At 43.2% G+C, this 17,056-nt stretch carries 15 protein-coding genes; 4 read left to right on the top strand and 11 right to left on the bottom strand.

The annotated features are described in order from the left end of the window. Positions 1 to 311 precede the first annotated feature (311 nt). The 8 genes from L1028_RS21725 to L1028_RS21690 all read right to left on the bottom strand — a co-directional run bounded on the left by L1028_RS21725 (position 312) and on the right by L1028_RS21690 (position 8,246). Positions 312 to 1,565 carry a stalk domain-containing protein gene (locus tag L1028_RS21725; protein ID WP_234539552.1) on the bottom strand — a complete coding sequence of 418 codons (1,254 nt, stop codon included), beginning with the start codon at positions 1,563 to 1,565 and terminating at the stop codon, positions 312 to 314. 157 nt (positions 1,566 to 1,722) lie between these two features. Further along, complete coding sequence (locus L1028_RS21720; protein WP_234539549.1) at positions 1,723 to 2,673, bottom strand: nucleoside hydrolase; 951 nt, start codon at positions 2,671 to 2,673, stop codon at positions 1,723 to 1,725. Between the two features lie 42 nt (positions 2,674 to 2,715). Beyond that, positions 2,716 to 3,024, bottom strand: a complete 309-nt coding sequence (locus L1028_RS21715; protein ID WP_042186739.1) for a hypothetical protein — start codon at positions 3,022 to 3,024, stop codon at positions 2,716 to 2,718. A gap of 117 nt (positions 3,025 to 3,141) precedes the next feature. Continuing rightward, the gene (locus L1028_RS21710; protein WP_234539546.1) at positions 3,142 to 4,323 is read right to left on the bottom strand and encodes a MalY/PatB family protein; all 1,182 of its coding nucleotides are present in this window, start codon (positions 4,321 to 4,323) and stop codon (positions 3,142 to 3,144) included. Between the two features lie 32 nt (positions 4,324 to 4,355). Further along, positions 4,356 to 4,844, bottom strand: coding sequence for a hypothetical protein (locus tag L1028_RS31355; RefSeq protein ID WP_279306898.1), 489 nt, complete (start codon positions 4,842 to 4,844; stop codon positions 4,356 to 4,358). 646 nt (positions 4,845 to 5,490) lie between these two features. Beyond that, on the bottom strand, positions 5,491 to 6,144 hold the full coding sequence (locus tag L1028_RS21700; RefSeq protein WP_042186705.1) for a deoxynucleoside kinase: 654 nt from the start codon (positions 6,142 to 6,144) through the stop codon (positions 5,491 to 5,493). Continuing rightward, the gene (locus L1028_RS21695) at positions 6,141 to 6,764 is read right to left on the bottom strand and encodes a deoxynucleoside kinase (RefSeq protein WP_234539544.1); all 624 of its coding nucleotides are present in this window, start codon (positions 6,762 to 6,764) and stop codon (positions 6,141 to 6,143) included. The genes L1028_RS21700 and L1028_RS21695 overlap by 4 nt, the downstream gene beginning before the upstream one ends. Before the next feature lie 459 nt (positions 6,765 to 7,223). Further along, the gene (locus L1028_RS21690) at positions 7,224 to 8,246 is read right to left on the bottom strand and encodes an MBL fold metallo-hydrolase (RefSeq protein ID WP_234539542.1); all 1,023 of its coding nucleotides are present in this window, start codon (positions 8,244 to 8,246) and stop codon (positions 7,224 to 7,226) included. Positions 8,247 to 8,411: 165 nt separating this feature from the next. On the opposite strand from L1028_RS21690, the gene L1028_RS21685 reads away from it, so the two are divergent. The 3 genes from L1028_RS21685 (at position 8,412) to L1028_RS21675 (ending at position 10,361) form a co-directional block, all read left to right on the top strand. After that, positions 8,412 to 9,422, top strand: a complete 1,011-nt coding sequence (locus L1028_RS21685) for a fumarylacetoacetate hydrolase family protein (protein ID WP_234539538.1) — start codon at positions 8,412 to 8,414, stop codon at positions 9,420 to 9,422. A gap of 92 nt (positions 9,423 to 9,514) precedes the next feature. Continuing rightward, positions 9,515 to 10,096 carry a TetR/AcrR family transcriptional regulator gene (locus L1028_RS21680; protein ID WP_234539536.1) on the top strand — a complete coding sequence of 194 codons (582 nt, stop codon included), beginning with the start codon at positions 9,515 to 9,517 and terminating at the stop codon, positions 10,094 to 10,096. 61 nt (positions 10,097 to 10,157) lie between these two features. Beyond that, positions 10,158 to 10,361 carry a stalk domain-containing protein gene (locus L1028_RS21675; protein ID WP_341482573.1) on the top strand — a complete coding sequence of 68 codons (204 nt, stop codon included), beginning with the start codon at positions 10,158 to 10,160 and terminating at the stop codon, positions 10,359 to 10,361. 45 nt (positions 10,362 to 10,406) lie between these two features. On the opposite strand, the gene nspC is transcribed toward L1028_RS21675, so the two are convergent. The 3 genes from nspC to L1028_RS21660 form a co-directional block, all read right to left on the bottom strand. After that, positions 10,407 to 11,543 carry a carboxynorspermidine decarboxylase gene (gene nspC / locus L1028_RS21670; RefSeq protein WP_234539529.1) on the bottom strand — a complete coding sequence of 379 codons (1,137 nt, stop codon included), beginning with the start codon at positions 11,541 to 11,543 and terminating at the stop codon, positions 10,407 to 10,409. 9 nt (positions 11,544 to 11,552) lie between these two features. Then, positions 11,553 to 12,752 carry a saccharopine dehydrogenase family protein gene (locus L1028_RS21665; protein ID WP_060624451.1) on the bottom strand — a complete coding sequence of 400 codons (1,200 nt, stop codon included), beginning with the start codon at positions 12,750 to 12,752 and terminating at the stop codon, positions 11,553 to 11,555. Positions 12,753 to 13,331: 579 nt separating this feature from the next. Then, the gene (locus L1028_RS21660) at positions 13,332 to 14,816 is read right to left on the bottom strand and encodes a stalk domain-containing protein (RefSeq protein WP_234539525.1); all 1,485 of its coding nucleotides are present in this window, start codon (positions 14,814 to 14,816) and stop codon (positions 13,332 to 13,334) included. Positions 14,817 to 15,167: 351 nt separating this feature from the next. On the opposite strand from L1028_RS21660, the gene L1028_RS21655 reads away from it, so the two are divergent. Then, on the top strand, positions 15,168 to 17,054 hold the full coding sequence (locus tag L1028_RS21655; protein ID WP_234539522.1) for an LTA synthase family protein: 1,887 nt from the start codon (positions 15,168 to 15,170) through the stop codon (positions 17,052 to 17,054). Positions 17,055 to 17,056 lie beyond the last annotated feature (2 nt).

The following is a 17,056-nucleotide window of genomic DNA, read 5'->3' as shown; positions in this document are numbered from 1 at the left end:
CACGGATAGCAGATTGCCAGCCGACGACTCGCATTTTGTCTCTGTGCCCAAGGGATTGAAAACCCTTTGGTTTAAAGGGGAAAACAGGGGAATTGACTAATTCGTTCATAGCAGGGAATATCTCCCTATAAAAACCGATTTAGCACGATAAGCCGCCTAATCAGCCAATTTATAGGGAGATTTTCCACATAACTCACTGCAAATACGTTAAATCTCAGGATTATAGGGAGTTTTTCCTTATACTTTCCCGAATTCACATCATAAAAAAAGGCTGCCACACGGCAGCCTTTTTCCTTTTATATCATAAACCCTTACAACTCCACCGACTTACCCATCTCATTCCAGACAGGCTGTCCAATCAAACCTACACGCCAGATTGCAATCCCTTTAAGACCGTAACGTTTGGCAAGTCCAACCTTGGAATTTACTGATGTCTCATTCTCACTGTATACGGAAATACCGAGAATCAGCTTATCCTTACTCACTTGCTGAAGTGCAAGCCGGATGCCTTCATCAACTAAACTCATCGGCTCTGGAATTTTTTTCTCTTTCAAATAATCATAAGCCATAATGACCAAATCATCTGCGAGACTGCCTAGCGTCTTGTAATCATAACCTTTATAAGAGCTGTTTAATGGATGAAGAATAACCGTAAGCTTTAGACCTGCTGCATGTGCTTTTTGAGACAGATTTTTCACAAAAGCATTATAATCCGCTTGCACCTTTGCTTTATCTCCCGTTAGACCCAGTCCCTCGAGATCCAGCGTGATGCCTTGGAATCCCTTTTGTGTAGCCAGATCGACGATTCCTGTAATCGTCTGCTCTTGAAGCACTTTATCTTCCAGGTTCTTCGTCAATTCGGATGCAGTATCACCAGAAAATACCATCAGATAAGGTGCTGTGCCACCTGCTGCTGCATTCGAGATAATAGACTCCGGGGTTACGTCCCCAGCAGCTTGAGGCCATCTAAAGTCAGTGCCTGTCGTGGTGAATTGTCCACTTTTATCAATCCCGCTCCACCCAAAAGCTACAGCATCGAAGCTAGGAAGCAACGAAATTTCACTGTATGAGCTAAGTGCATAAAAGCCCAGCTTATACATATCTGTCTTTGGTGAAGTGATCGATACCGTTTTGGTTGCTTGATCCCAAGCTACGCCCGCACCAAACTGCTGGCCGAAAAAGCTGAGTGGAATCATCGTGTTATTACGGATCGTTTGCGGGGCAACCCCTAGCTTCACAACTTCGCCGTTTACGCCTGCATTTTTACTGCCAAGGGTCAACGTTACCACTTTAGTACCCGCTGTATCCGTCTTGGTCGCGGTAATTTTCTTAAGCGCTTGATTCCACTCTACGTTGATCCCCAGCGCTTCTGATATCGCCCGGAATGGAACCATCGTTGTTCCGCTCATCACAACAGGCTCTACTGGAAACGGTAGTGCATAACCATCCAGTACAATACTAACTCCACCTGCGGGTGCTGCTTGTGTAGTATTTTGGTATAATGCCGTGGTGCCGCCTAGCGAAATCGCCAGACATAAGACCAATTTGCCAATCCGTTTGTTCATGACTGTTAAGTCTCCCATCTTCCATAATATGAAGTGTAATCTCTCAAACTCTTTATATGTCTCTACCATTTTACCAAAGATTATCCAATTGTAAAATTAATAGATTGTCATCTATGAGCTTCGAAATTATTTTTCATATTAGTAGAGGTCGACAAAATTACATAAACACGCTCAAAAAGGTTCCCACTGCTCGTTCAACATCTACATCCACTGCAACTTGTATGGGTTTACCCACTTTTGGCTGAGCCCGCAAATCTGCTACGACCATTCCCGATGTAAACTCACCTTTGTGCTCCACACGAACATTCATCTCTTTGTAAGTTACTAGATCTGGTTGCAACGCAACCATAAGCGCGAGCGGATCATGCAGCGGTGCACTGTTAATCAAAAAGTTCGCTTCACGATAGAAATTAAAATAATGAGTGAGCGATTGTTCCATGAACGAAATGATCGCTTTATTCTCTTCACGTCCAAAACGGTTTAATAAATCGATATGCTCTTGGGTAATCCTCGTCTTAAGCGTAACGTCTAAACCCACCATCATAACGGGAAGTCCAGATGTAAATACATGATCAGCAGCTTCCGGATCTCCAGCAATATTCGCTTCCGCAACCGGTGTTCTATTGCCGGGATTGAAAATCGTACCGCCCATCACCACTACTTTTTTCAAAGTATTCTTAATACCAGGGTCCATATCAAGTGCCATAGAAAGGTTGGTTAGATGTGCCAGTGTAACTAATACAATTTCTCCGGGATTCTCATTAGCCATCCGAACAATAAACTCAGATGCAGTTTCGCTAATGGGACGCTGGCTGGATGGAGCAATTTCTACATTACCAATACCGTTCTCACCATGCACATGAGTGGCGAAGCCTGAGCTCTCACGAACAAGTGCCTTGGATGCTCCAATGGCTACAGGAATCTCATAACCAGGCTTAGCAAGCTCAATCAGTCGCAGTGAATTGTCCGCCGCCTTGTCGACATCAATATTCCCAAAAACGGTTGTAATTCCTTCTACAATTACGTTTGGAGCGCGTAAGGCATATAGAATCGCCAGTGCGTCATCAATACCTGTGTCTACATCAATAATAATTCGTGTTTTGCTCATTTATGTTCTCTCCCACCCTGCAATGTCGTATGGATTATCATATCACGGCCTACCAGTACGCTCAATTTTATTCATTTGCTGTTCTTTAAAAGTATCAATAAAGCTTTCAGGATCACACTCTACCAAATAAGTATAGACACCCTTACTCGTGTACAGATAGAACATCCCCTCTGATCCTCCCATAGAGCGATAGGACATATCTAAGATATCTTTTATTGGAAATTCACGATGACGAGTCACGACTCTATCTTTGTACAAATACATTAAGCGATTGCATGTAATACTTCGTTGTTCTCCATCCTTAATTTCTCGCTGTATCTTATAATACGGAAGCTGAGCTACCCATTTCATTCGAAGTCCTCCTGCTTGACGTAATGGACTCCATTTTATTATTCTTTTTACCTTTTTGCAAAATAAAGAAGCTCGACGATCTCCTCAGAAGAAGTCATCAAGCTTCAGGAATACCTTTTATTTCGCTGTATAAGCTGCGGCTGCTCGACAAAAGCGTTCTAACGCTTCGACTAGAATAGATCTAGGACAAGCTAGATTGATCCGCAGATGACCTTGTCCCTCAGTTCCAAAGACAGAGCCTTCATTAAAAGCAACCTTAGCCTCTTTGTACATCAACTGTTTAAGTCCATCTATATCCAGATTCAGACCGCGGCAGTCAACCCATAGCAGGTATGTGCCTTGCGGCTGCATCACTTGGACCTGTGGCAAATGCTCCGACAGATAGCTAATCGCATAGTCCACATTGCCTGACACGTACTCTAAAAGCTCATCCAACCATTCTTCACCATCATTATAGGCAGCTTCTACCGCACCTTGGGCGAAGAAGCTAGCCATATGTAAACTCAAGGCTTTCATTTTTCGATCAAATTTAAGCTTCAATTCCGGATTGGAAGACACGATAAAAGAAGATTGTAACCCCGGTAGATTGAAGGTTTTGGTCGCGGCAAGTGTGGTTAGTGTAATATTCGCAATTTCCTCAGATAAGGATGCAAAAGGGATATGCTCATAACCTGGAAGCGCCAAATCACAATGAATCTCATCAGAGATTACGGTCACTCCGAAACGCAGACAGAGTTCACCGAGCTTCAGTAGCTCTTCTCTTTCCCATACTCTACCACCCGGATTATGTGGACTGCATAAAAGGAGCAGCTTGGCCCCACCTTTCATCAGCCCTTCCAATTGCTCATAATCCATCTCGAAGCGTCCATTACGAATAACAAGCGGATTCTTGGCGACCTTGCGATCATTCATTTGGATGACATCATAGAAGGGATAATAGACTGGCGACTGTAAAATAACCTCGTCCCCTGGCTCGGTAAACAGCTCTACAGAAAAACTTAAGGAGGTTACAATTCCGGGAGAATCCGAAATCCATTCCGATTTAATTTTCCAATCATGCCGTCTTCTGAACCAAGACGTAATAGCTTCTTTATAAGAGTCACTAGGTACACTGTATCCGTAAACCCCTTGTTCTGCGCGGCGCAGAATCGCTTCCTTCACTGCAGGAGGACTTTCAAAATCCATGTCTGCCACCCAAAGTGGCATAATATCCTTCTCGCCAAACAACTTCTCGGACTGGTCCCACTTGTAAGAACGTGTATTACGGCGGTCAATTACGCGATCGAAATCATACTTCAATTAAAGTCACCTCATCCTTATAAACTTGTCCCTTATTGTATCATGAGGAGGATGATATCGCACTCAGGATAAAAAAGAACGCACTTGTCGAAAGTGCGCCGAGTCAAGATGAGTTGCCCTGCTTCAGTTACACTAACCTGAAACAACACCTGATAAGTCCCTATTGCCGCTAAATTAAAAAAACTAGGACCCGTTCGTGAAATCGTCGTCCCGCTGGTTGGGCCATTTTGAGGAAAACTCACGTCTGTGCCCGGTGCTACAGTGGCTGCATTATCAGGGGGCATCAGGGCAAAAAAATCAGCAAAGCCTAACACACTACCTGCTGCTCCGGTTGCCCCTGTCGCACCCGCTGCTCCAGCCGCTCCAGGAGATTCGGTTGCACCTACAAAACCTTGTGGTCCTATTGCTCCAGCAGAACCAGGTAAACCTTGCGGCCCCTGAGGACCTACGAATCCTTGTGTATCCGGTACTCCTTGCTCACCTTGAGGTCCAACTGGTCCCGCTACACCCTGTGGACCCATTGCTCCCGCTGGCCCAGGTTGACCTTCAGGTCCTTCAGGTCCTTGGGGTCCTGGGGGCCCACCGGTGTGACCTTGAGGTCCTTCTGCTCCTTGGATTCCTCGTGCTCCTTGGGGTCCTAGTACTCCTTGTGCTCCTTAAAGCCCTGTAGCACCAACGACTGTTGGAGTGGTAACATTTACTTCGGGCGGAGGACATGTGACTTGTACAATCTTCTTAATAACTTTTCGACGATGTTCTTTTCTTTTCGAAGGAAATACAGTGGCGATTTTTTCCTTATGACATTTTTTATCGTCTGGACAACTCAATACGTACACCTCTCTATAAAGATAGTTCAGTGTACGCATCTTATTAATTTTAGACATGGACCATTAACTAGTTTCTATTAGACTGGAACCTATTTCTATAAAAAAGGGCTATAAAAATAGGGTCTGGCCCTTGAGTAGATTACAGTGTCCACACCAATTTAATTTATTTTTCATATTTTATTACTAGGACAACTGACACTTCCCTATTAGGCCCAAATCTATGATTCGGGTCTTTTTTTGTTTTTACAAATCATTCCTCAAACTCAGTTTATATCACTTAATTCGCTTACTGATCTCATAAAAAAAGCCCCCAAACCCTGGGAGCTTCTTATCATCAATATTATATTTTATCAGCAGGCTTACGAATCGCATTGCCCACCTTCACAAGAATATCAGACATCGAAGTCTCATCATTTACATCATAATCATCAATGTTCAAACGAAGCACTGGGCAAGCTGTAAACTCGTTGATCCATTTCGAATATCTGCCATGCATATGCTCCCAGTAGGAAACATCCGTTTGAATTTCCATCTCACGGCCACGTTCATTAATTCGGGTCAGGATGGAAGGCAGGCTGCCTTCAATATAAATCAGCACATCAGGGTGCGGGAAGTAAGGCGTCATAACCATAGCTTCATACAAGCTAGTGTAGGTTTCATAATCCGTTTTGGACATCGTACCTTGATCCGCATGCATTTTCGCAAAAATACCAGTGTCTTCATAGATGGAACGGTCCTGAACAAAACCACCGCCGAGTTCGAACATCTTCTTCTGCTCTTTGAAACGTTCAGCAAGAAAATAGATTTGCAAGTGAAAGCTCCATCTCTCAAAATCATGATAGAACTTTTCGAGATAAGGATTGTGATCGACCTGCTCTAGCGAGGTTTGAAAATTAAGCCTTTTAGCCAAGGCACCTGTTAAAGTGGATTTTCCCACCCCGACAGTTCCAGCCACGGTAATAATGGCATTTTCCGGGATATGATATGAGTTCATTTCATTAGCTCCTTTATATAAGAGACAATTTCAGTGAAGTGTTCTGGATTCTCCACGAAATCGACTGCATTTCCATCAATGGTAATAATTACGGTCGAAGGCTCCTGAATGGCTAGAGAGGCCATCGCGTCATCATAATCTTTAATTAATTGCTCCAAATATGCAGTGTCCATTCCCTCTTCAAAGGGCCGTCCACGTTTTTCAATTCTAGTTAATAACGTATCTAAATTGGCTTTAATATAGAGAATAATATTCGGTTTTGGCAGGTCATCCGTAAGCACATGATAAATTTGCCGATACTTTTCACGTTTCGTTCCATTCAGCGTTCGTTCTCCAAAGATGAGGTTCTTATAAATATGGTAATCCGAAATGACCGGGTTCCCTTTATCTATGTACTGTGTAACGGTATCTTCAAGCTGCTTATACCGATTACAGAGAAAAAACATCTCCAGTTGAAAACTCCAATCGTCCATGTTCTCATAAAATTTAGCCAGAAACGGATTCTCATCGACAATCTCTTTTATGATCGGTAAATTTAATTCTTCTGCTAGCATAGAAGCTAATGTTGTTTTTCCAGCCCCGATTGGGCCTTCCACTGCAATAAACGGTGCTTGTTTCATTGACGCTGACTTCCTCCTCAGATACGAACCTTTCAATAGCTATATTAAAAAACAGACTAAATAATTGTATCACAGGAGATCTTTCTTGTAAGCGGGTAAATAGGAAGAAACTTTTCCAGTAATCATACTTGATGGGCTTTAACAAAGATGGAAGGTGAATTTTGATGAAATAAGGACTATTCGTAATTCGAGTAGGGAATGTGTTTTAAAAAAAGAATGAAGTGGAGAATGAGGAATTTAGAGTGATAGAGAAACACAATGTAAGTCCGGTGATTAACTGATGTCGGATCTGATAATTTATATTAATTTTCTCTCTAATTAATGGTACCTTGCTTGACTCAGATCAGTAATGATGGGTCTAGGAAATATTTCCGTGGAACAAATCAAAAAGAACGGCCGCTGTTCGCATCATTTTACGACAGGGCCGTTTTTTCTTTTACGTAGTCTAGCTTCAAATTGCTATTCTTGCCAAACACTCATAGGGTCCCATGGCTTGATCTGATTGCTATATTTCCCAGCCAGAAAAGCTTTCATGTCTTCCAGCTTAGCAGGCACTTCGTTCCAAATTGGAAGGGGCGGTAACCCTCGTTTGCTTTTCAATAGGATATCCACTGTAACATACAAGCGTTCTGGCTGAATCCAATGAAGGAAACGGGAAATATCAATTTGCTTGGTCAGGGACAAGGAATCAATTTCGTCATTGTAATGCTTGTTGAACTCGCTGATCAGGTTCAGGAGGTAGTCTCTCTGCTCCTTCACGAATTCCAGGCCACAGATGGCGCCATGTCCTGGAACAACGATTTCGGGTTTAATTTCATCAATAATACGATCAAGCACTTTAACCCAATTGAGGGTTCCCTCTTCGCTATATGCCGTACAACCGTTAAACACGACATCGCCAGCGAACAGCACTTTTTCTTTTGGCATCCACAACAGCAAGTCACTGTCAGAGTGGGCTGGAGCTACGTTGTAAATCATAACTTCCGTATCGCCAAGACGGATGTTAATATCGTCCTTTATCTCAATATTCGGGAGCACCCATTCTACGCCCTCCAGGTCGAATCCTTCAAATTCCGCTGCAAAAAACCGCTCACCCGGAGTCGATTCCGTAGAATCCTTTCCTCTTCTGATGACGCTGTCCATCCATGCGATATTTTCGGTGAGACGCTCTCTGGAGGCTTCCTTGTGCATAATAATGCAAGCATCTTCAAACACTTTGTTTCCCCAGGCATGGTCGCTGTTATAGTGCGAGTTCACCACATATGCGGGAGAGCCGCCGTTGCTTACTTCCATAAAAGCCTCACGCATTTCCCGCGCATGGAACAAATCGAAGAACGTGTCATACACCAGCCCTTCACCCTTGTTGATGAACCCGGCATTGGCCCAACTGATCCCGCGATACGGCGAAATACCGGCAAAGACGCCATCTGCGACTTCAATAAATTTAACGCGGGGTTTTTGGATAATACGTCCATACTTCATGAAAATTCTCCTTTATCGTATATATTTTTGGGATAAGGCATACTGTCTATGGCTTATTATAGAGAATGGAAAACAAAAATGCAAGCAAGTACTTGCATGCATTTATTCTATACGATAAGATAGTAGCAGAACAACATCACACTACATGGATGGAGGCGCTGCAACATGAAGCTAGTAACCTTTCAAACCAAGACATCCCAGGAACCTTTGTTTGGACTTGTAATTAACGAGAAATTTGTCGTGTCTTTTGCCGCAATCATGAAAAAGCAGGGAACATTCGTTGACAGTCTTGAAAGTATGGACAGCTATCTTCATTATTTGCCGGCAAGTTATGATGCCGCTAAGGAATTGATGCAATATGCTGTCAAACAGTCGCATCAATTCAATGAAAATGAAATCTGCCCGATTGTAGCGGTAAAACTGCTGCCGCCAGTTCCGAATCCGGCTGCGCTTATCGATTTCGGGCTGACGCCAAGACATCTGAGAAATGCTGGCGTAAATCTGCTTCAAAGAGAATACACAGGGCCGGAAAGAGAAGAGCTTAAACAAAAAATCGCTGAAAAATTCCAGCAAGATCCGAATAAAGTAACTTTCAGTTATTACAAATGTAACCATAATGCATTAATTGGCGATGGGGATACGATTCATTGGCCTTCGTACTCTTCCTACCTGGATATCGAGCCGGAGCTGGCCTTTGTTACAGGGAAGGGAAACTGTATTGCAGGTTATGTTATTTTTAACGACAGTACTGCCCGCGATGTGCAGTGGCCGGATTTCCAAGCTATGACCGGACCGACGCGCTGCAAAGATTTTGATCGCAGCAAAGGAATAGGACCATTTCTGGTTACGCCGGATGAAATCGACAATCCGCTGGTACTGGATGTGGATGTACGCATCGGGGAGAGACTGCACTGGAAGGGTAGTACATCCGAGTATTCTGCACACCCTGCAAAAGTGATGGAGGAGGTTCTCAAAGTTTTCACGCCGCTCCCGGGCACGATTATAGGAATGGGGACGATACCGGATTGCTGCGCAATCGAGACCGAACAATGGCTGTTGCCCTCTGACCGAATCCAGATTACATTTGATAAATTAGGCACGCTTACGCAATTGGTTCCTGATCATGTCAAGATTACGGAACCAAGCCGCTGGGAAAAAAGAAGCGATTTGCTTTAAATAAACGTTTATGAAAATGATAAACCCCGCCCCTGCTGCATATGCAATACTTGTAGTAGAATAGGTTTAACATATGCAAAAGGAGAAATACAATGCAAACTTCAGACAGAATCATTGAAGCCGCGACACGGCTCATCAAAAAGAATGGCTATCATGGAGTAAGCACCAAAGCCATTGCAACGGAAGCTAAAGTCAATGAATCTACGATTTTCCGTCAATTTGGAAGCAAGCAAGGCATATTGGAAGCCATCATTGAAAGACATTCGGATATCCCGCAATTTGAGAAGCTGTTAAAAGAGGACGCGACCGATAACCCGGAAGTCGATCTGCTAAATGTAAGTCAGCAGTACCGTTTGTTTTTCCACAAAAATGCGGACATCATTTTAATTGGCATCCGTGACAAAGGAATGCTTCCCGAATTAGATAGAGTGCTGGCCGATCCGCCGGTGAAGTTACACTCCTTGCTGGTTGAATATTTTGAACGTTTGCAGAAGAAAAAAGTTATAGCTATACAGGATGAACGTCTTTCCGCCATGTCTTTTCTCTCGATGTGCTACGGATTTCAGATGAGCGAGCTGATTCACCGGCAATATCAATCCCAACTCGTCACCGAGGAAGAGTTCTACAAGCACAGTGTCTCATTGTTTGTTAAAGGAATTTTGTCTCAGTCATAAGCTTTATTGATTTATTTAATGATAAGTCTAAACTTATTAAGTTGGAGGATATTTAAGAGTAATAATAAAGAAAACAGCACTTGCTATCGGTATTAACGGTGTAACTGGTGCGATCACGGTGAATAATAACGCCGTGAAGCTTCCAACACTTCCTTTTATCGAAAACGGTTCAATGTATCTGCTGCTTCGCTTTATAAGTGAGCAACTCGGAGCAAACGTTGAGTGGCTCCCGCAGGAGGAGCGCATCGCCATCACGATGCAATAAGGAATAATCAAAAAAGGTGTCCCATCACGGGACACCTTTTTACTATTAAGATAAACGTTCGCTGAAATCTTCGAAAGCGAACTGCTTGATTACTTTAATTCCTTCTTCTTCATTGTAACTAACAATGGAAGGCAGATTCACGCCATTAAACATATGGTTTTTCACCATAGAATAATGCGCCATATCAAGGAATACGAGTCTATCGCCGTATTTCAGAGGCTCCTTGAAGGAATAATCTCCGATAACGTCTCCCGCCAGGCAAGTCATTCCACCTAATCTGTACGTATAAGGATATTCGCCAGGTTGTCCAGCATCGATAATGCTCGGACGGTATGGCATAGCCAGTACATCCGGCATGTGGCACTCTGCTGAGGTATCGAGAATCGCAATGTCCATTCCGTTATGCATCACATCAAGAACGGTAGCTACCAGATATCCGGTATTAAGAGCCACTGCCTCTCCCGGCTCCAGATAGATTTCCACACCGTAAGTCTCTTTCATGTGTAGAATGCACTTGACCAGGGTCTCCAGGTCATAATCAGGACGTGTAATATGATGACCGCCACCGAAATTAAGCCATTTCATTCCTTTGAGGTAAGGTCCGAACTTCTCTTCAACTACCTTGAGCGTACGCTCAAGTGTATCCGAATTCTGTTCGCACATGGTATGGAAGTGTAGCCCATCAATGCCTTCAAGCTCTTCCGGTCTGAAGTTAGGGAGAGTTACTCCCATTCTGGAATAATTGTAGCATGGATCATACAGCGGAACTTCGATCTCGGAATATTCCGGATTCACTCGAATGCCGCAGCTGATCTGCTTCGGTGCATTCTTAACGCGATCCTTGAATCGATTCCACTGGTCAAAAGAATTGAACACAATGTGGTCGGAGTATCTAAGAAGCTCATCGAATTCACTATCTATATAAGCTGGTGCGTACACATGAACCTCTTTACCCATCTTTTCATAGCCAAGTCTGGCTTCGAACAAGGAGCTTGAGGTTACGCCATGCAAGTACTTCCCAACTAGCGGATACAAGGAATGCATGGAGAAGCCTTTTTGCGCGAGCAAAATCTTGGCTCCAGTGCGTTCCTGTACAGAATTCATAATCTCAAGATTGCGTGTAAGCAATCTTTCATCTACAAGGTAACATGGTGACGGGACTGCGCTGATATCTATATCCATTATCGCGCCTTAGTCTAACAGCGTTGGCGAGAAATCTTCTTGCCAAGGCAGACCATGTTTATTTAAAGCTTCCATGAATGGATCTGGATCGAACTCTTCAACGTTGAATACGCCTGGCTTTTTCCAGATACCTTTTATAATTAACATCGCTCCGATCATTGCAGGAACGCCTGTAGTGTAGGAAATGGCTTGGGAGCCAACCTCTGCATAGCACTCTTCATGATCGCAAACATTGTATACATAATAAGTTTTTGGTTTTCCGTCTTTAGTTCCTTGGATAATACATCCAATGTTAGTTTTACCTTTTGTTCTTGGTCCCAAGGAAGCTGGGTCCGGCAAAATCGCCTTCAAGAATTGCAGAGGAACGATCTCTTTACCTTCATACATGATAGGCTCGATAGAAGTCATGCCAACATTCTCAAGCACTTTCAAGTGAGTCAGGTAGTTCTGGGAGAAGGTCATCCAGAAACGGATCTTCTTCACGCCCTTGATGTTAACTGCCAAGGATTCCAATTCTTCATGATACAAAAGATAAATATCCTTTGGTCCAATTTCCGGAAGATCGTATACTTTTTTCTCGGAAAGTGGTGCAGTTTCAATCCACTCGCCATTCTCGAAATAGCGGCCATTGGCTGTAATTTCACGAATATTGATTTCAGGATTAAAGTTTGTTGCAAATGGATATCCGTGATCACCAGCATTGGCGTCTACAATATCAATGGTATGAATTTCATCAAAATAGTGCTTTTGAGCGTAAGCCGTGAACACACCCGTTACACCTGGATCAAATCCACTACCAAGCAACGCGGTAAGACCCGCTTTTTCAAATCTTTCTTTGTAAGCCCACTGCCAAGAGTATTCAAATTTCGCTGTATCTTGTGGTTCATAGTTGGCAGTATCAACATAGTGCACTCCTGTTGCCAGGCACGCATCCATGATTGTCAGGTCCTGATATGGGAGAGCGACATTAATAACGACATCCGGCTCAAAGCTCTTGATCAGTTCAATGACTTCGTCCGTATTATCTGCATCGAGCTGAGCAGTAGAAATCTTCGTGCGGCCTCCGGCTAATTTATCTTTCAGAGCGTCACATTTCGCGACAGTTCTGCTAGCTATGCAGATCTCTTCAAATACATCCGGGTTCTGGCAGCATTTGTGAACAACAACACTGGAAACACCGCCAGCGCCAATAATTAACGCTTTTCCCAAAATAAAAACCTCCTAAAATTCCATTTGCAAAATCAACAAGGCTGATTATACATAATATTTTTGAATAAATCAATAAAAACCGACAAAAAATGATGATTATTGTGTAAAATCTTCAAGGATTCTTGTTAATACTCTTAAATGCTCATATTTCCTCGATTATCCACCTATACATATCATAAATATCGCTGGAATGGAGTGAATTTCCGGAAACTAGGACAACTAGATTATTCTATCACAATAGGGGGCTACTTCATACGATTTATTTTAAGCTCAATGAGAAACCTCACCATCCTTTCAATTCCGCCTTAAGACGTTCGGTTTAGTGGCATTCGGAACGGCCATCCACCAGTTCCGATCAACAGCACTGCCATGAATATAAAGAGGCCGTAATGTATACTCTTACCCGTTTTTGTCCCCATATTACCGTTGTTCCTATGCCCATCCGTTTCAAGATCCTAATTGAACGATCATTGGGGTTATTATACGTTGTCCCATTGATCCAATATTCATCAGCATCATAATTAAGAATTTCGAGTTGTTTCCATTTAGGATGACCGCATTAAAATTTCGATCTGTTTTTTATTGGTTTGAATGGATTTGAACAGCATAAGCTTCAGCATTCCACTCTACCTTAGCGCCTAACATTTCACTGACCAGTCTTAAGGGTACATATACACTATCATTAATAAAGACTGACTTTTGATCTGTGGCTATTACTTTTCCATTCACTGTCGTTTGTCCATTAACCGAATTTAAGATCAGAGTAGTAGATGTAGATTCCTTCACGGCAATAACTGATCTCGAAGGAACGTCCCAACGTACATCCACTCCCATTTGCTGAAATATTCCTCTTAAAGGGACGTAAGTAGAATTGTTGAGCAGTAAAGGAGGCATGGTCAGATCCATTTCATTATTGTTCAACAGAACCTGAATCGATTTCTTCACGGGCTGAGGCGTATCAATCATAAAATCTCTAACCCCCAAGCCAGTCTGTCCAAATTCATTCGTCCCCCATGCAAAAACATGACCGTCTTTTAAGAGCACATAATGATTTCTGTTCCCGCTGGTAATCGAAACTGCATTTTGAATACCACTAATCTGCTTAACATTCATCTTATTTTTATCGTCAACTGTCCACTGCCATACGGTCCCGTCGGCTTTCACCGCGGAGTCTGTTGTCATCGATACGACATTGGTTAGTCCAGGAATCTGAATCGGCTGTAAAGTTTCACCCTGGTCTGTGTAATTATTCCATAACCAAACGGTACCATCCCATCTCAAAGCTGCTCCACTCCACCCATCAGTATCAACAGCTCTATACTCCCCGCCGCCTTTAAGTAGGGTAGGCTTTAGAACCGCATCCTTTTTAATACCTCTAGTTTTAGATGAGCCCCACACCCACACCTCTCCTCCGTTCCCAAGTGCCACTGAGTTATTCGATCCTGCAGCTATAGCTAAAATAGAGGGTAGTCCTTTCACTTGCATCGGTGTTAGCCCGTTTTTCCCCGTGTTGTCACCAAGTTGCCCTTGCTCATTACCTCCCCACGCCCAGACCGTTCCGTCTTTTCGAAGCGCTAAACTATGTGTGTCTCCTGCCGAAACAGAAATCACTTCCGTTAGCCCCTTCACTTGAACCGGCTCTACAAGGACTGTCGAGGACTGCGCTCCAGTGCCAAGTTGTCCATGTTCGTTTCCTCCCACAGCCCACACGGTTCCATCATCTTTCAACATCAAGGTATGACGGTAGCCACCTGAGACTTGTTTTACATGATCGATACGCATTTTGACTGGAGTATACGCCGGCGTGGTTGCCCCATGACCAATAGAGCCGTATCCACCACCCCAAGCCCAGGCTGTTCCATCTGCAGTGATGGCATAAGCACTTCTATCCCCTGCATCCAGCCCTGTGATGCCAGACAATAACTTCTTTTCATCCGGGAAACTCACTACACTGTCCGCCTTAACTATTAATGGAGAGACTGCAGCCAGGATAATTGCTGCCCCGATAACTACACTACCTATTCGTCTTATCTGAATTTTAAAGCTTGAAATTTGTCTTCCCACTTATAATCACTCCTTTGGCATTAGAGGAGTCAAACAATTAGTCAGCACCAACTGGACCTCCGCTGTATTCACTCTCCTTATATAGACTGTGGAATATTATGTAAAGTTGCGAGAAACTGTAATTTTTTAAATCAATTTATACGCATTTAATCTGTAGTTTAGGATTGAAGCTGAATTTTCCTGGTTATGTGGCTTAAATCGCTTGTTGCTGCGCTCTAGGTCTCTCGTCCGTCTTTTGACACACGAAAACTTCAAGAGCATAATAGGCATCGGCATATTGCAACGGATTCCCACAACATACAGAGTTATGCAGGATTTTAGTGTGTTTTGCACCAGAGAGGATGATAACGAGTGAAAAAAGATTTTCAGATCAAAAACAAACCCTTTCTAATTTTTAGCTTCATCCTGCTCTTAAAATGCGCAGTGGCTTGGTTCGTGGTATTTAGTGACGGCCCTAATTGGAGCATGCTGCTCACAGAGATACCGTTCTTCTTTATCGTATTTGGACTCATTGAATGGATGGCTTCCAAGCGGAAGTTTCTGTATTACATGATTGCGAACTTATTAATTTCAGTGATTTATTTTGCCGTTCTGATGTATTACAAGTATTACGGCATAATTGCTACTTACCATGCCTTGGAACAAGCAGATAAAGTAACCAAGGTAGGAGAAAGCACGTACTCCTTGCTGGATCCTTACTATTTGTTCATTTTTGTGGATATAGTAGTCTTCATGTTCTTTATGTTCCGTCCGAAATATATTGCGATCTGGAAAGAACGAGGCATGAACCGGCGTATGAACCGAACCGTTTTGCTTGGGATCATCAGCGTTTCTCTTGCGATCTGTGTCTTTAATATTTGGCCGAATCACGCCAGTATGAACGAGAATAAAAAGGCGGAGAGTATGGGGATTCTCAATTATGAGGTATATACTATTTTTGCTGACAGCACGGAAAAGGTAGAAATGATCGACAGCAAAGAAATTACGCAGCAGTCTGTGGACGCTACAAAGGCGATAACGGAACCAGTCTCTCCAAAGTATTGGGCTGCGGCTCAAGGTAAGAATCTGATTGTAGTGCAAATGGAATCTTTTCAGAATTTCCTGCTTGGCTTAAGTATTGACGGACAGGAAGTGACTCCAAATCTAAATAAACTTATAGCAAGCGAACATTATTTCAATAACTTCTATACGAATGCGGGGCAAGGAACAACATCGGATGCAGAATTTGTAGTGAACACCTCGCTATATGTTCCTCATCACAAAGTAGCCACTTCCTCCGAGTATATGACTAAGGAGCTTCCAAGTCTGCCCAAGCTGACGAAAGCTAATGGATACAACACAGCCACCTTTCACACCAACAGCGTGGAATTCTGGAACCGCAAAACCTTATACAAGGTGCTAGGCTTTGATAAATACTACGATCAGTCCTTCTATGGAGATGATGATCATATCGCATTTGGATCTTCTGATGAGGTACTGTTTGCCAAGACCGTTCCTGAATTAGTCAAAATGGATGCTGAAGATGATCCTTTTTACGCGATGGTCATTTCTATGAGCGCTCATCACCCTTATAAAATGCCAGAATCTAAATTTAAAATGACGCTGCCAAAACGGTACGAAGGAACCTTGGTCGGCGACTATATTTCAGCCCAAAATTATGCGGATTACGCCATGGGACAATTCCTAGACGAACTGAAGTCCAGCGGGTTGTGGGAGGATAGCGTGATTGTCTTCTACGGAGATCATCAAGGTGTATCCCTGTATTCCCTTGACGGCAATGAGAAGTCATTAATGGAGGAAATGGTCGGACATGAGTATGGATACACCGATATGTTCAACGTTCCTTTCATTGTTCATGCCCCGGGCATAGACCAACCTACTGTGTATACCCAAACTGGCGGTCAGATTGACATCTTACCAACTGTAGCTAATCTGTTAGGGATTTCTATGAAGGACCAGCTCCACTTCGGAGAAGATCTGATGAATCAACAGACCAATCTACTACCTGTCAGACATTTTCTTCCTACTGGTTCTTTTATTAATGACACAAGCTTGTACTTAACTGGAGTCGATTACGATGATGGAAATAACTATAACCTAATCGATGGCTCTGAAACTGAGGGCGGTTCGACACAAGTGCAGTTTGATGCCGTTCGGCGGCTCCTGAATATGTCTAATAGTTATATTCTGCAACGGCCGGATTTATCTTCTACGGATGATGGCGAACCAAGCAAATAATT

The sequence above is a fragment of the Paenibacillus pseudetheri genome, assembly GCF_924513355.1.
Taxonomy (GTDB): Bacteria; Bacillota; Bacilli; order Paenibacillales; family Paenibacillaceae; genus Paenibacillus_AQ; species Paenibacillus_AQ pseudetheri.
Note: the sequence above shows the minus strand (reverse complement) of the source record. Positions and strands in the feature narration are given on the sequence as shown.

What these genes read in the sequence shown, in the direction of transcription:
- L1028_RS21690 (WP_234539542.1), bottom strand. Translation starts at nt 8,246, where the DNA reads ATGAAGTATGGACGTATTATCCAAAAACCCCGCGTTAAATTTATTGAA.
- L1028_RS21685 (WP_234539538.1), top strand. Translation starts at nt 8,412, where the DNA reads ATGAAGCTAGTAACCTTTCAAACCAAGACATCCCAGGAACCTTTGTTT.
- L1028_RS21695 (WP_234539544.1), bottom strand. Translation starts at nt 6,764, where the DNA reads ATGAAACAAGCACCGTTTATTGCAGTGGAAGGCCCAATCGGGGCTGGA.
- nspC (WP_234539529.1), bottom strand. Translation starts at nt 11,543, where the DNA reads ATGGATATAGATATCAGCGCAGTCCCGTCACCATGTTACCTTGTAGAT.
- L1028_RS21680 (WP_234539536.1), top strand. Translation starts at nt 9,515, where the DNA reads ATGCAAACTTCAGACAGAATCATTGAAGCCGCGACACGGCTCATCAAA.
- L1028_RS21715 (WP_042186739.1), bottom strand. Translation starts at nt 3,024, where the DNA reads ATGAAATGGGTAGCTCAGCTTCCGTATTATAAGATACAGCGAGAAATT.
- L1028_RS21720 (WP_234539549.1), bottom strand. Translation starts at nt 2,673, where the DNA reads ATGAGCAAAACACGAATTATTATTGATGTAGACACAGGTATTGATGAC.
- L1028_RS21700 (WP_042186705.1), bottom strand. Translation starts at nt 6,144, where the DNA reads ATGAACTCATATCATATCCCGGAAAATGCCATTATTACCGTGGCTGGA.
- L1028_RS21725 (WP_234539552.1), bottom strand. Translation starts at nt 1,565, where the DNA reads ATGAACAAACGGATTGGCAAATTGGTCTTATGTCTGGCGATTTCGCTA.
- L1028_RS31355 (WP_279306898.1), bottom strand. Translation starts at nt 4,844, where the DNA reads ATGGGTCCACAGGGTGTAGCGGGACCAGTTGGACCTCAAGGTGAGCAA.